Origin of the sequence: Bradyrhizobium sp. 87 (assembly GCF_023073015.1) — a bacterium.
Lineage (GTDB): Bacteria > Pseudomonadota > Alphaproteobacteria > Rhizobiales > Xanthobacteraceae > Bradyrhizobium > Bradyrhizobium canariense_D.
This window is the reverse complement of sequence record NZ_JADPIQ010000061.1, coordinates 1-14180: the sequence shown is the minus strand read 5'-3', so window position 1 is coordinate 14180 and position 14180 is coordinate 1. Positions and strand designations below refer to the sequence as shown.

Below are 14180 nucleotides of genomic sequence, written 5' to 3'. Positions count from 1 at the left end.
GGGGAATTTCGATGGCGATCCGTCTGGGCCTTGGCCGTTTGCTTGGTGGTATCCGGCCTCGTTTCAAAATGCCGACATGGGGCGTGCGCGGCAGCCTGTTCACGGCCTTCGCAGTGATCGCGGGCATGGGTCTCGTGATCGCGGCCGGCGCCGGCTTCGTCTTCAACCATCTCGGCAGCACTATGATGGACCTGAGCGGCCGCGATATCCCCCGCCTTTCCGCAAGCCTTCAACTCGCATCGCAAAGCGCAACGCTCGCGGCGCAGGGGCCGGGCCTGCTGGCGTCGCCGTCCGACGAGGCGCTGAACGAACGCACCAAGAAGGTGCAGGAGATCCAGCAGCTTGCCATGGCCAAGCTTGGCGAGATCATCGAGCTCGGCGCCGACAAGCAGATCGCAACCGCGTTGCGCGACACCGCCAAGAGCATCGACGAGGCGACCCAGAGCCTGGTGTCAGCCGCGCGCGAGCGGCTCGATACCGGCGCGCTGCATGACAAGCAATATGAAGCACTCCGCAAGGCGCAGCTCACCTTCGTCGGTGCGGCCGGTCCTGCCATGCTGGATGCGCAGACGCGTCTGAACGCGATCCTCGGTGCGGCGGAAGTTTCCGCTGACGATGCCACCGAAGCCGCCCGCACCGTCTCCCAGGTCGCGACCATCTCCGCCAACGGCAATCTGATGGCCGCCGACATGATGGCGGCGCTGTCGGCCAACAACAGCGATACGCTGGAGGCGATCGAGAAGGAGTTCAAGGCGACGCGCGACCGTGTCAAGTCGAACCTCGAGGACCTGCCGAACATGGCCTCGATGCAAGCGGTGCGCGACACCGTGCAAAAGCTGTTCGCCTTCGGCGAAGGCAAGTCCGGCGTGTTCAAGATCCGCCAGAAGGAGCTCGACGCCATCGACTACGGCCAGACCATCCTGGACGAGACCCGCAAGCTCAATGTCGGCCTCGGCATCAGCGTGCAGCAGCTGGTCGAGGGTGTGCAGAAGGAGACCAACGCGTCGACCTTCCAGGCGCGGCAGGAGATCTCGCTCGCGACCACCGCGATGCTGGCGCTCGGCGCACTGACGCTGGTCGGCTCGGCGCTGTTCGTCTGGCTCTATGTCGGCCGCAACATCCTGCGCCGCATTCGCGAGCTTCAACGCGCCATGCAGTTGCTCTCGGCCGGCGACCTTGACACCGAGATCGTCCGCTCCCGGCAGAACGACGAGATCGGCGCGATGAAGGAAACGCTGACGGTGTTCCGCGACAGCATGATCGAAGCCCGGGCGCTTGCGAGCGAGCAGGACAGGGATCGCATCGCCAAGGCCGAGCGTGCGGCGCAGATGGAGGCGAAGATCGCCGGGTTCGAGAGTACGGTGCGCTCCGCACTCGACAATCTCGCGCAGTCGGCCAATTCGATGCAATCGACCGCGCAGAGCATGTCGACCACGGCAGACCAGTCCAATGCGCTGGTGAACGCGGTTGCCTCCGCAGCCGAAGAGACCTCGGTCAACGTGCAGACCGTATCGTCAGGCACCGAGCAGCTCTCGTCCTCGATCGAGGAAATCAGCAAGCAGGTCGTCACCTCGGCCGCGATCGCCAGGAAGGCGGTCGACGAAGCGGGCGCGACCGACGCCACCGTGCAGAGCCTCGCCGACAGCGCGAGCCGCATCAGCGTGGTGGTCGACCTGATTCAGACCATCGCCTCGCAGACCAATCTGCTGGCGCTCAACGCCACCATCGAGGCGGCGCGCGCGGGCGAAGCCGGCCGCGGCTTCGCGGTGGTCGCCTCCGAGGTGAAGAGCCTCGCGAGCCAGACCGCCAAGGCCACGGAGGAGATCCGTAGCCAGATCGCCAGCATGCAGTCAGTGACGACGTCGGCGGTCGGCGCCATCCAGGGCATCGGCCGGATCATCGGCGAGATCAACGACGTCACTACGACGATCGCCGCCGCCGTCGAGGAACAGGGCGCGGCGACACGCGAGATCGCCCGCAACATCCAGCATGCGGCCGGTGGCACCAGCGAGGTTTCCAGCAACATCGTCGGCGTCTCCACGGCTTCGGCGGAAGCCGGCGCAGCGGCGAACGAAGTGCTCGGCGCCTCCGACGCGCTCCGCCGCGAAGCCGACATGCTGCGCGGAGAGATCGACGCGTTCCTCAACAACATGCGGGCTGCGTAAGGCGCCGTTCCGTAGCCCGGAATGACCGCTATGCAGGCCGCGCCAGCGTTCTTTTTCGGCTGGCGCGCCGTGACGGGCGGGTTTAAGCCGGTAGGATGAACGCAAAGACCGACACCGTGCAGTCCTCCGCCGACGCCCTGCGCTATCCCTGGGAACAGCATCCCGGCCCCGAACAGGTCGTCGAGGTGAAGCCAGGAGTGTTGTGGGCGCGGCTGAAGCTGCCGTTCCGCCTCAACCATGTGAACATCTACCTGCTCGCCGATGGTGACGGCTATGCCATGATCGATGCCGGCTTCGGCAATGAGGAGACGATCGAAGCCTGGACGAAGCTGTTCGACGGGCCGCTGAAGGGCGTCAACATCACGCGCCTGATCGTGACCCATTCCCATCCCGATCATGTCGGTCTGGCCGGGTGGATCGTCGAGCGGTTCAACTGCCCGCTCGTGATGTCGCAGGTCGAATATCTGCAATCGGTCTATCACCAGAACCGCGGCACCGAGGAGCGGCAGGAAGCGCAGCGGCTGTTCTTCCGCCGCCATGGCATGGACGAGTCGCTCACCGAAAAACTGCTCGGCCGCGGCCAGGACTATCTCAAGCGCGTCTCGGTGCTGCCGCCGTCCTACCGCCGCATCTCGCATGGCGATGACGTCGTGATCGGCACGCGCCGCTTCAAGGTGATCACCGGCGGCGGTCACGCGCTCGACCAGGTGATGCTGTACTGCGCCGACGACAAGCTGTTCCTCTCGGCCGACCAGGTGCTGAGCAAGATCTCGCCGAACGTCAGCGTGTGGGCGGTCGAACCCGACCAGAACTCGCTCGGCGAATATCTGGCCTCGCTCGCCCGCCTCACCACGACTCTCCCCTATGACGTGCTGGTGCTGCCTGGCCACGGCGTGCCGTTCTACGGGCTCAAGACCCGCATCAAGCAGCTCGCCGATCACCATGAGGAGCGCTGCCGCCTGATCGCGGAAGCCTGCCGCGAGGTGCCGCAGACCTCGCGCGCCCTGGTGCCCGTGGTGTTTAACAAGCACGTTCTGGACGAACATCAGATGGGTTTCGCTGCCGGCGAACTGGTCGCCCACGTCAATTACATGATCGTCGAGGGCCGGCTGACGGCCGAGACGCAGGACGGCGTGTTGCAGTTCAGGACGACCTGAGCGCTGACTTCAATTCAGCGGATGGTGCAGAGCAACATTGCATCTCGCGCGAACTTGATCCGGATCAAGTTTCAAATCGCACGATAGGGCATTTTGCCCAAATGCCCCGCAGGTCCAAATGTGGGATAGCGCATAGACATTGGAGCTGGAAAAGCTCTAAGGATATGCGGGTCTTTGGTCGGTTCCGCTGCAGGTTTGACGATGGATTACGCCCAGTTTTTCAATTCCGCCCTTGATCGTCTCCACACCGAGCGGCGCTACCGCGTGTTCGCCGATCTCGAGCGCATTGCCGGCCGGTTCCCGCATGCGCTCTGGCACTCGCCCAAGGGCAAGCGCGACGTCGTGATCTGGTGCTCCAACGATTATCTCGGCATGGGCCAGCACCCGAAGGTGGTGGGCGCGATGGTCGAGACCGCGACCCGCGTCGGCACCGGCGCCGGCGGCACCCGCAACATCGCCGGCACGCATCATCCGCTGGTGCAGCTCGAGGCCGAGCTCGCCGATCTCCACGGCAAGGAAGCCTCGCTGCTCTTCACGTCCGGCTACGTCTCGAACCAGACCGGCATCGCGACCATCGCAAAGCTCATTCCGAACTGCCTGATCCTGTCCGACGAGCTCAACCACAATTCGATGATCGAGGGCATCCGCCAGTCCGGCTGCGAGCGGGTCGTGTTCCGCCACAACGACCTCGCCGATCTCGAAGCACTGTTGAAGGCTGCGGGCCCGAGCCGGCCCAAGCTGATCGCCTGCGAGAGTCTTTATTCGATGGACGGCGACATCGCCCCGCTCGCTAAGATCTGCGACCTCGCCGAGAAGTACGGCGCGATGACCTATGTCGACGAGGTCCACGCCGTCGGCATGTACGGCCCGCGCGGCGGCGGCATCGCCGAGCGCGACGGCGTGATGCATCGCATCGACATTCTCGAAGGCACGCTGGCCAAGGCGTTCGGCTGCCTCGGCGGCTACATCGCCGCCAACGGCCAGATCATCGACGCCGTGCGCTCCTATGCGCCGGGCTTCATCTTCACCACCGCGCTGCCGCCGGCGATCTGCTCGGCCGCGACCGCCGCGATCAAGCATCTGAAGACGTCAAGCTGGGAGCGCGAGCGTCACCAGGACCGTGCCGCCCGAGTCAAGGCGATCCTCAACGCCGCCGGCCTGCCGGTGATGTCGAGCGACACCCACATCGTCCCGCTGTTCATCGGCGATGCCGAGAAGTGCAAGCAGGCTTCCGACCTCTTGCTCGAACAGCACGGCATTTACATCCAGCCGATCAACTATCCGACGGTCGCCAAGGGCTCCGAACGCCTGCGCATCACGCCCTCGCCCTATCACGACGACGGCCTGATCGATCAACTCGCCGAAGCCCTGCTGCAGGTGTGGGACCGCCTGGGTCTGCCGCTCCGCGAGAAGTCGCTGGCGGCGGAGTAGGCTTCTTCGCCTTCTCTTTCGATCTAAGTTTCACCGTCCCGGAGCTACCCCCTCCCCACCGTCCCCCAAGGGGGAAGGGAGCGAGAGAGTTGCGCCTCCCTTAGGTCGGCGGAGCCGCACAGCGTAGCGGTCGGTCTCGAATTTCCTGCAACGCGGACGGTCTCTCCGTTCCCTCCCCCTTGTGGGGGAGGGTCAGGGAGGGGGTACCACGCGGGGACTCTCTCGGGGAGCCAGAAGCAGCGCAGCTTTAAGGCAGCCGCTTAACGACAACTCCGGTTCCCGCCGTGGCACGGCATTTCGCTGTCGCCTCCACCCGTCCAACGCGCTAGATTTACAGGGAAAATGAGATCGGGCGCGGCCAGCGCGCGCCCCGGGAGAAGCACGCTCGCCATGCTGCACGATTGGGGCGTGATCGCCGCCGCCTTCGGCTATATCGGCTTTCTGTTCCTGGTGGCGAGCCATGGCGACCGCCGCTCGCCGGCCGGGCGCGGCCGCGCCTCGGGGCTGATCTATCCGCTGTCGCTGGCGATCTACTGCACCTCCTGGACCTTCTTCGGCTCGGTCGGCTTCGCCACCCGCACCTCCACCGACTTCCTCGCGATCTATGTCGGCCCGATCCTGATGATCGGACTCGGAGCCGGCGTGCTGCGCCGCGTGATCCAGCTCGCGAAGGCCCACAACATCACCTCGATCGCCGACTTCATCGGCGCGCGCTACGGCAAGAGCCAGGCAGTGGCGGCAACCGTCGCGCTGATCGCCATCATCGGCTCGGTGCCCTACATCGCGCTCCAGCTCAAGGCGGTCGCCTCCTCGCTCGAAACCATCCTGAGCGAAGACCAGGCCTTCTCCCACATCCCGATCATCGGCGACGTGGCGCTGATCGTGACGCTGGCGATGGCGGCCTTCGCGGTGCTGTTCGGCACGCGGCAGACGGACGCCACCGAGCACCAGCACGGCCTGATGCTGGCGGTCGCAACCGAATCCATCATCAAGCTCGTCGCCTTCCTCGCTGCGGGCACCTTCGTCACGTTCTGGATGTTCTCGCCGCACGAACTGATCGAGCGCGCGATGAAGACACCGGAGGCGGTGCGCGTCATCAACTATTCGCCGTCGATCGGCAACTTCCTGACCATGACGCTGCTGTCGCTGTGCGCGATCATGCTGCTGCCGCGCCAGTTCCACGTCAGCGTGGTGGAGAATTCCTCGGACGCCGAGGTCGGTCGCGCGCGCTGGCTGTTTCCGCTCTATCTCGTCGCCATCAATCTGTTCGTGATCCCGATCGCGCTCGCCGGCCTCGTCAGCTTCCCGTTCGGCGCCGCCGATCCTGACATGTACGTGCTGGCGCTGCCGATGGAGGGCGGCGCGGATCTGCTCAGCGTCGCCGTCTTCGTCGGCGGGTTGTCGGCGGCGACCGCGATGGTGATCGTCGAATGCGTCGCGCTCTCCATCATGGTTTCGAACGACCTCGTGGTGCCCCTGGTGCTGCAACGACGGCCGGAGGGGCGCACCGGCGGTGCCGATTTCAGCGACTTCCTGTTGCGTTCGCGCCGGCTCGCGATCTTCGCCATCATGGTGATGGCCTATTTCTACTACCGCGCGCTCGGCAACACCCAGCTCGCGGCGATCGGCCTGCTGTCTTTTGCCGCCATCGCCCAGCTTGCACCAAGCTTCTTCGGTGGACTGCTGTGGCGGCGCGCGACCGCGCGCGGCGCGATCGGCGGCATGCTGGTCGGCTTCGCAGTGTGGCTCTACACGCTCTTCATCCCGAGCTTCATGGATACCTCGACGGCGGGCATCCTGCTGCTCCAGCACGGCCCGTTCGGGATCGAGGCGCTGCGGCCGCAGGCGTTGTTCGGCGCCGATTTGCCGCCGCTGATGCACGGCGTGGTCTGGTCGCTGTCGCTCAACATCCTCACCTACGTGCTGCTGTCGCTGGCGCGCCGGCCGTCTTCGATCGAGCTGGTCCAGGCCGATCTGTTCGTCCCCAACACGCTCGCGCCAATTTCCCCGAATTTCCGCCGCTGGCGCACCACGGTCACGGTGCAGGACATCCAGACCACGGTAGCGCAATATCTCGGGCCTGACCGCGCGCGGCATTCGTTCGAGGCCTTATCCGCGCGGCGCAATGTGCGGCTGGAGTCCGGGGCGCCCGCCGATTTCGAGCTGCTGCAGCACGCCGAGCACCTGATCGCCTCCTCGATCGGCGCAGCCTCCTCGCGTCTCGTAATGTCGCTGCTGCTGCGCAAACGGACGGTCTCCGCCAAGGCTGCGCTAAAACTGCTCGACGATTCCCATGCGGCGCTGCATTTCAACCGCGAGATCCTCCAGACCGCGCTTAACCATGTGCGCCAGGGCATCGCGGTGTTCGATGCCGATCTGCAACTGATCTGCTCCAACCGGCAGTTCGGCGATCTCCTCAACGTTCCTCCGCATTTCATCCAGTTCGGCACGCCATTGCGTGAAATCCTGGAATTCATGGGCGTGAGCGAGCCGGCCGATCCGATCGAGCGCGAGGCCATGCTGGAGCGCCGGCTGGTGGCTTACACCACCGACGGCGAGCCTTATCTCGAGCGCCTGCCCGACCGCCACATGGTGATCGAGATCTTGACCAACCGCATGCCCGGCGGCGGCTTCGTCATTACCTTCACCGACGTCACGCCCACGTTCGAGGCGGCCGAAGCGCTGGAGAGGGCCAATGCGACGCTGGAAAAGCGGGTGCGCGACCGCACCGAGGAGCTGACCCGGCTGAATTCCGAGCTGGCGCTGGCCAAGAGCGCGGCCGAAGACGCCAGCATCTCCAAGACCCGCTTTCTCGCCGCCGCAAGCCACGACATTCTCCAGCCGCTGAACGCGGCGCGGCTCTATGTCACGAGCCTGGTCGAGCGTCAGCACAGCGGCGAGGAGACACGGCTGGTCGAGAACATCGACGAATCGCTCCAGGCGATCGAGGAAATTCTCGGCGCGCTGCTCGACATCTCCAGGCTCGACGCCGGCGCGATGACGACCTCGATCTCGAGCTTCAAGATGGCCGATCTGATGCGCTCGCTGGAGATCGAGTTCGCGCCGATCGCACGCGCGAAGAATCTGGCGCTCGTGTTCGTGCCGTGTTCGCTGCCCGTCGAGTCGGATCGTCTCTTGCTGCGGCGGCTGCTCCAGAACCTGATCTCCAACGCGATCAAATATACTCCACGCGGGCGCGTGCTGGTCGGCTGCCGCCGCCGCGGCGCCACGCTGAAGATCTGCGTCTACGACACCGGCGTCGGCATCCCGACGGTCAAGCGCGGCGAGATCTTCAAGGAATTTCACCGCCTCGAGCAGGGTGCGCGGATCGCCCGCGGCCTCGGCCTGGGCCTGTCGATCGTCGAGCGGCTGGCGCGCGTGCTCAAGCACGACATTGCCATCGATTCCAATGTCGGCGGCGGCTCGGTGTTTTCCGTGACGGTGCCGACGGCGAAGGCGATCACCCACACCGCGGCCGTGACCAGTGCGACGCCGCTCGCACGCACCTCGATCTCGGGTACCCTGATCGTCTGCATCGAGAACGACGCCGCGATCCTCGACGGCATGCGCACGCTGCTGAAAGCCTGGGACGCCGAAGTGATCGCGGTCGCCGATCCCGAGGCCGCGATCGCCGCAATCGAGACTGCGGGCCGCCGCGTGACCGGCCTGCTGGTCGATTACCATCTCGACCGCGGCAACGGCATCGCCGCGATCCGCGACATCCGCCGCCGCTTCGGTGACGGCATCCCCGCGATCCTGATCACCGCCGACCGCAGCCCCGCCGTGCAAATGGCTGCGCGCGACGAAAAGGTTGCGGTGCTCAACAAGCCGGTCAAGCCGGCTTCGCTGCGCGCCCTGCTCGGCCAGTGGCGCACGCAGCAGATGGTGGCTGCGGAGTGAAACTCCGCACTCAGGGCGCAAGCCTTGTAAACACGTAGTCGCGACACTTCACACGAGCTTCGTGGCACGCGAAGCAGGTGCGATGCTGGGCCTCGTCGACCGGCTTGCCGTTGATGAAGCGACCAAATCCCCAGCCGCCGGTCGAGGCATATTTTTTGGAATCCTTGACCATCACCTGGACGGTGGTGGCTTCACCGGGAATCGTCGCGGACGCAAATTCGGGCGACTGTTTCCGCTTCCAGGCCCGCTTGACCAGAATTGTGCCGTCCGGGAACGGAAGCTTGTTGTCTTGATAAGCATCGATCGCGGTCCTGTTGCCGACGACGGCACGCAGCTCGTCCAGGGGAGCCGCCTCCTCGGCCGGCGCGATCAGCTCCCACTGCTTGTAGCCCTCCGGCACAGTGACGCCGAAGATGGGCGAGGCATCCGCCGGGCCCTGCGCGAAAGCGATCGTGACCAGATAGGGCACGCAGGTCAGGACAACGACGAGGAGGAGCACGGCAAGCACGATCATCGTCGTAGAAGACGGAACTTTTGACTTTTCGGATTTCATTTTCGCTGACGCTTCATTGAACTGCGTTCGCATGTCAGGCCTCGGTCCGGCCTTGCCGGACCGAGGCGCTGCCAAAATCCTCAGGCGCCGCCGTCGGCGTCGATGACGGCCTTGGCAAAGGCTTGCGGTGCTTCCTGCGGCAGATTGTGGCCGATGCCCCCGGTGATCAGGCGATAGTCGTACCGGCCCGAGAATTTCTTGGCATAGGCGCTTGGATCGGGATGTGGCGCGCCGTTGGCATCGCCTTCCATCGTGATCGCCGGGACGCTGATGACGGGAGCTGCGGCAAGCTTCTTTTCGAGCTCCTCGTACTTCGCCTCGCCCTGGGCGAGTCCGAGCCGCCAGCGGTAATTGTGGATGGTGATCGCGACGTGATCCTTGTTGTCCAGCGCCGCCGCGCTGCGCTCGAAAGTGGCGTCGTCGAACTTCCACTGCGGCGAAGCGAGCTTCCAGATCAGTTTTGCGAAATCATGCGTGTACTTCTCGTATCCGGCGCGGCCGCGCTCGGTCGCGAAATAAAACTGGTACCACCATTGCAGCTCGGCCGACGGCGGCAGCGGCGCGTTGCCCGCGGCCTGGCTGGAGATCAGATAGCCGCTGACCGAGACCAGCGCGCGGCAGCGCTCCGGCCAGAGCGCGGCGATGATGTCGGCGGTGCGCGCGCCCCAATCAAAACCGGCGACCACCGCTTTCTTGATGTCGAGCTTGTCCATCAGCGCGATGATATCGGCTGCCATTGCCGCGGGCTCGCCGTTGCGCGGCGTCTCGGCGGAGAGGAAGTGGGTCGAGCCGTAACCACGGAGATAGGGAATGATGACGCGATAGCCGGCCTTTGCCAGGATTGGCGCGACGTCGACGAAGGCGTGAATGTCGTAGGGCCAGCCGTGCAGCAGGATCGCGACGGGGCCGTTCGCAGGACCGGCCTCCGCGTAGCCGACGTTGAGGACGCCGGCATCGATCTGCTTGATCGCGCCGAACGACGCATTCCTTGCGGAAGAGCGCGTCGCTTGCGATTCGGCGCGGGCGAGGCCGATCACGCCGAGGCCGGCGGCGACAGTTCCCGCGGCGATGCCGAAAAACTGGCGGCGGTGCTGATCGATGATCTGTTTCATGATGCTGCTACCTTTCTGATAGTTGGAGGTGGTGCGTCAGATCAGTGCGACCGTGACGTCGATGTTGCCGCGGACGGCCTTGGAATAGGGACAGGTCTGATGCGCCTCATCGACGAGGCCGCGCGCGATCTCGCGATCGAGGCCGGGCAGGCTGACATCGAGGCGTGCCCTGAGCGAATAGGCGCCCTCGTCGAGCACGAGGTCGATCTCCGCATCGATCGCACATTTCCTGGGGAGCTCGATCTTCCGCTTGCGGGCCGCGATTTCCATCGCGCCTTCGAAGCAGGCCGACCAGCCGGCCGCGAACAATTGCTCGGGATTGGTACCGATGCCGTTGCCGCCCGGCGGCGACAGCTTGACATCCAGACGGCCGTCGGAACTGCGCGATATCCCGTCCTGCCGCCCGCCACTGGTGCGGGTCCGGGCCGTGTAGAGCAATTTTGCCGCTTGGGTCATGAATGTCTCCTTGCCATCGCGCAACTCACTAGCAGCGGCTGCCGCGACACACCCGTTGGGACTTGTGAGAAGTTGTGAGGTCTCGGTTCGCGCGCCTCACAGGACCTGCATCCGCGGTCCGATCGCGGCGTGGGACGGCCTTGCCGGATTGCGATCATCTGGCTATCCGGTCCGTTCCAAAAGATCAGGATTCCGCCATGACCGAGCCGGCCGGCACCGCAACGGGAACCCTCTCGTTTGGGCCATTCACTGTGACGCCGCACGAAAGACTCGTCATGCGCGACGGCGTCGCGCTGCCGCTCGGTGCAAAGGCCTTCGACACGCTGCTCGCGCTGATGTCGCGGCCGAACCAGGTCGTCAGCAAGTATGATCTGATGGCGCTGGTGTGGCCCGGCATGACAGTCGAGGACGCCAATCTGCGCTTTCACGTCGCGGCGCTTCGCAAGGCCCTTGGCGACGGCAGGGACGGTGCCCGCTACATCACGACGCTCTCCGGCCGCGGCTATTGCTTCGTGGCGCCGATCTCGCAGGCGGCTATCGCGGCAGATCGGCGCACCGTAGCGCGAACGGAATTGCCGCCCGTCAAACTGCCGAACCGGCTGCAACGAATGGTCGGGCGCGACGATGCGGTCGCCGCCGTCTCCGACAGGCTGATCCGCTCGCGCTTCGTCACGATCGTCGGCCCGGGCGGTGTCGGCAAGACCGCCGTTGCCGTTGCCATCGCTCACGATCTGCTCGCGACATTCTCCGACGCCGCACATTTCGTCGATCTTGCCGCGCTGAGCGATCCCGATCTCGTGATCACCTCGATCCTGCTGATGCTGGGCTTGCCGGCGCAAACCGACGATCCCCTGCCTGCGCTGCTCGCGCATCTCCGGGACAAGCGGATGCTGCTGATCCTCGACAATTGCGAACACGTCATCGCAGCCGCGGCCCCGCTGGCCGCCGAGATCTTCCACGCCGCACCGAATATCTACATTCTGGCGACGAGCCGCGAAGCCCTGCGGGTCGAGGGCGAGCAGGTGTATCGGCTGGCGCCGCTTGCCGTTCCGCCCGACCATCCCGGTCTGACGGCGGCCGCGGCGCAGACTTATCCTGCACTTCAACTCTTCCTCGAACGTGCCACGGCCGGTGGCGCGCAGATCGCGCTCGACGATGCCAATGCAGCGATCGTCGCCGGGATCTGCCGCAAGCTGGACGGCATGGCGCTGGCAATCGAACTCGCCGCCGGCCGGGTCGAAGCCTACGGCCTGGAGCAGACCGCGGCACTGCTCGACGAGCGCCTCAATCTGCTCTGGCAGGGCCAGCGCACGGCGCCGCCGCGACAGAAGACGTTGCAGGCGACGCTGGCATGGAGCTACGGGCTCTTGTCCGATATCGAACGTCTCGTGCTGCGCAGGCTCGCGGTTTTCGCCGGTCACTTCACTATCGACGCCGCACTCGAGATCGTGCCGGACGAACGCGTCGACCGCTCCCGCCTGTTCGATGCCATCGACGGCCTGGTGGCCAAGTCGATGGTCGCGGCGCGGCCGATTGGCGCCATGATGCGTTACCGTCTGCTCGACACGACGCGCGCCTATCTGCTCGAGATCGAACCTGATGACGCGGCGCTCGCCGCCCGCCACGCGACCTATTACCGGCAATGGCTGGAGCAGGCCGGCACGACATGGGCCACGGTGCCGAGCGCCGACGAGCGCGCGATCCACTTCTCCGCGCTTCACAACGTGCGCGCGGCGCTGGACTGGTGTTTTGGCACGGACGGCGATGCCAGCATCGGCATTGCACTGGCCGCAGCTGCAGCGCCAATTTTTCTCGCGATGTCGTTGCTGGTCGAGTGCCGGCGCTGGTCTGAACGGGCGCTGCTTGCGCTCGATCCTTCCTCGCGCGGCGGCGCCGAGGAAATGCACATCCAGGCCGCGCTCGGACTGACCTTGATGTTCACGCGCGGCGGCAGCGAAGCGGCGCGTGCCGCGTTGAGCCGAAGCCTTGCGATCGCCGAGGCGCGCGGCGACGCGCCGAACCAGCTCCAGCTGCTCGGGCGCATGCATATCTTCCACGAGCGGATGGGACAGTTCGACGCCGCGCTCGGCTATGCGCAGCAAAGCCTCACGGTCGCCGGGACACTCGGCGATGCCGCCTCCCTCGCCCTCGCCCATTCGCTCCTCGGTGTCTCCTTGCATCTTGCCGGCGAGCATCGCGACGCGTTGACGATGCTGGAGACCGCCTGGCATAAGCCGGGCACGGAACGGATCAGCACCGTCTATGGCTTCGATCACCGCAACCGGGCCGGCATCTCGCTCGCGCGCGAGTTTTGGTTGCAGGGCCGCCCCGCGGATGCGATGCAACTGGCCCGGCAGACGGTCGTCGAGGCCGCCCAGATGGACCATCCGATCACGCTCTGCATTGCGTTGATCTGGGCGGTCTCGATCGATCTCTGGAGCGGAGACCTCGATGCCGCGGAAGAGAACATCGACCGCTTCATCGCCCATGCCGAATCGCGCTCCATGGGGCCCTATCTTGCGGTCGGCCGCGGCGTCAAAGGCGAGCTGGCGATCCAGCGCGGCAATGCCGCCGAAGGCGTCGAGACGATCGGGACGTGTCTGCGTGAGCTCCACGATGCCGGTTACGAGTTGCTCACCACGACGTTCAACATCGCGCTTGTTCAGGGCTTGATGACGCTTGGGCAGATCGAGCGGAGCGCGCGCCTGCTCGACGACGCGATCCGCCTCGTCGAGCAAAGCGGCGATCATCTGTACATGCCCGAGCTGCTGCGCATGAAGGGCAGGGTTCTCTTGGCCAGAGCCCAGCCCGAGGCCGATCAAGCGGAAGCCCATTTCGTGCAATCACTGGCATTGAGTCGTCGCAAAGGTGCCAAGGCCTGGGAGCTGCGGGCCGCGATCGATCTCGCCGGTCTCCTTGTCGAACGCGGCCGGCGCGAGGAAGCGAAGCGGTGGCTTCAATTGGCGTATGAAGGCTTCGCCCAGGGCTCGGAAACAGCGGATATCAAGGCTGCCGAGAAGTTGTTGCAAACATTGTGACGCGGACTCTGGTGCGGAGTGAGGCGCGCACTCTCTCAAAGCGTCATTGCGAGCGCAGCGAAGCAATCCAGAATCTCTCCGCGGTAGGACGCTGGAACGCTTCGCTACGCTCGCAATGACGGAGCAAAGGGCAGCATCGCCATCCTCCAATTCAGGTTCAACTTGCAGACATGCCTTCGCGTCCTCGCGGCGCGTTTCGCCCGAGCTTTGCCTGGTCATTCCACCCTCAAAGCCAAGAGGGCGCAGGGAAGGCCGGGTGCCGGCTGGCACCCGCGGTCCGCTGCGCGAAAATGTAGCGCAAGGAAACCGCACAGCAGCATACAGGTGTAGCCAATCACTCGGCCTTCCCTGCGCGATGGTTGGACGGC

Annotated in this window: 8 protein-coding genes; 5 read left to right on the top strand and 3 right to left on the bottom strand. The window is 65.3% G+C overall.

Features of this window, described 5'->3' with window-relative positions; translation table 11 throughout:
• Window positions 1-11: 11 nt before the first annotated feature.
• The 4 genes from IVB50_RS15075 to IVB50_RS15060 all read left to right on the top strand — a co-directional run bounded on the left by IVB50_RS15075 (window position 12) and on the right by IVB50_RS15060 (window position 8653).
• Window positions 12-2165 carry a methyl-accepting chemotaxis protein gene (locus tag IVB50_RS15075; protein ID WP_018458162.1) on the top strand — a complete coding sequence of 718 codons (2154 nt, stop codon included), beginning with the start codon at window positions 12-14 and terminating at the stop codon, window positions 2163-2165.
• A 95-nt stretch (window positions 2166-2260) separates the two neighbouring features.
• Entirely contained in the window at window positions 2261-3322 is a 1062-nt protein-coding gene (locus tag IVB50_RS15070) for an MBL fold metallo-hydrolase (RefSeq protein WP_018458161.1), read from the top strand.
• A gap of 201 nt (window positions 3323-3523) precedes the next feature.
• Window positions 3524-4753: a 5-aminolevulinate synthase gene (gene hemA, locus IVB50_RS15065; protein WP_018458160.1), complete on the top strand. Its 1230-nt coding sequence runs from the start codon at window positions 3524-3526 to the stop codon at window positions 4751-4753.
• A gap of 390 nt (window positions 4754-5143) precedes the next feature.
• The gene (locus tag IVB50_RS15060) at window positions 5144-8653 is read left to right on the top strand and encodes a hybrid sensor histidine kinase/response regulator (RefSeq protein WP_026233515.1); all 3510 of its coding nucleotides are present in this window, start codon (window positions 5144-5146) and stop codon (window positions 8651-8653) included.
• Window positions 8654-8663: 10 nt separating this feature from the next.
• Here the strand turns inward: IVB50_RS15060 and IVB50_RS15055 are convergent, their stop codons facing one another.
• The 3 genes from IVB50_RS15055 to IVB50_RS15045 all read right to left on the bottom strand — a co-directional run bounded on the left by IVB50_RS15055 (window position 8664) and on the right by IVB50_RS15045 (window position 10774).
• Window positions 8664-9167, bottom strand: coding sequence for a cytochrome P460 family protein (locus IVB50_RS15055; protein ID WP_018458158.1), 504 nt, complete (start codon window positions 9165-9167; stop codon window positions 8664-8666).
• 119 nt (window positions 9168-9286) lie between these two features.
• Complete coding sequence (locus tag IVB50_RS15050) at window positions 9287-10318, bottom strand: alpha/beta hydrolase (RefSeq protein WP_018458157.1); 1032 nt, start codon at window positions 10316-10318, stop codon at window positions 9287-9289.
• A gap of 36 nt (window positions 10319-10354) precedes the next feature.
• Window positions 10355-10774 carry an organic hydroperoxide resistance protein gene (locus IVB50_RS15045; RefSeq protein WP_018458156.1) on the bottom strand — a complete coding sequence of 140 codons (420 nt, stop codon included), beginning with the start codon at window positions 10772-10774 and terminating at the stop codon, window positions 10355-10357.
• 197 nt (window positions 10775-10971) lie between these two features.
• On the opposite strand from IVB50_RS15045, the gene IVB50_RS15040 reads away from it, so the two are divergent.
• Window positions 10972-13812: a winged helix-turn-helix domain-containing protein gene (locus IVB50_RS15040; protein ID WP_018458155.1), complete on the top strand. Its 2841-nt coding sequence runs from the start codon at window positions 10972-10974 to the stop codon at window positions 13810-13812.
• The last annotated feature ends 368 nt before the right edge of the window (window positions 13813-14180 follow it).

Excerpts from the sequence above, each read along its gene's own strand:
- IVB50_RS15070 (WP_018458161.1), top strand. The coding sequence starts at position 2,261 with ATGAACGCAAAGACCGACACCGTGCAGTCCTCCGCCGACGCCCTGCGC.
- IVB50_RS15050 (WP_018458157.1), bottom strand. The coding sequence starts at position 10,318 with ATGAAACAGATCATCGATCAGCACCGCCGCCAGTTTTTCGGCATCGCC.
- IVB50_RS15060 (WP_026233515.1), top strand. The coding sequence starts at position 5,144 with ATGCTGCACGATTGGGGCGTGATCGCCGCCGCCTTCGGCTATATCGGC.
- IVB50_RS15075 (WP_018458162.1), top strand. The coding sequence starts at position 12 with ATGGCGATCCGTCTGGGCCTTGGCCGTTTGCTTGGTGGTATCCGGCCT.
- IVB50_RS15045 (WP_018458156.1), bottom strand. The coding sequence starts at position 10,774 with ATGACCCAAGCGGCAAAATTGCTCTACACGGCCCGGACCCGCACCAGT.
- IVB50_RS15055 (WP_018458158.1), bottom strand. The coding sequence starts at position 9,167 with ATGATCGTGCTTGCCGTGCTCCTCCTCGTCGTTGTCCTGACCTGCGTG.
- hemA (WP_018458160.1), top strand. The coding sequence starts at position 3,524 with ATGGATTACGCCCAGTTTTTCAATTCCGCCCTTGATCGTCTCCACACC.
- IVB50_RS15040 (WP_018458155.1), top strand. The coding sequence starts at position 10,972 with ATGACCGAGCCGGCCGGCACCGCAACGGGAACCCTCTCGTTTGGGCCA.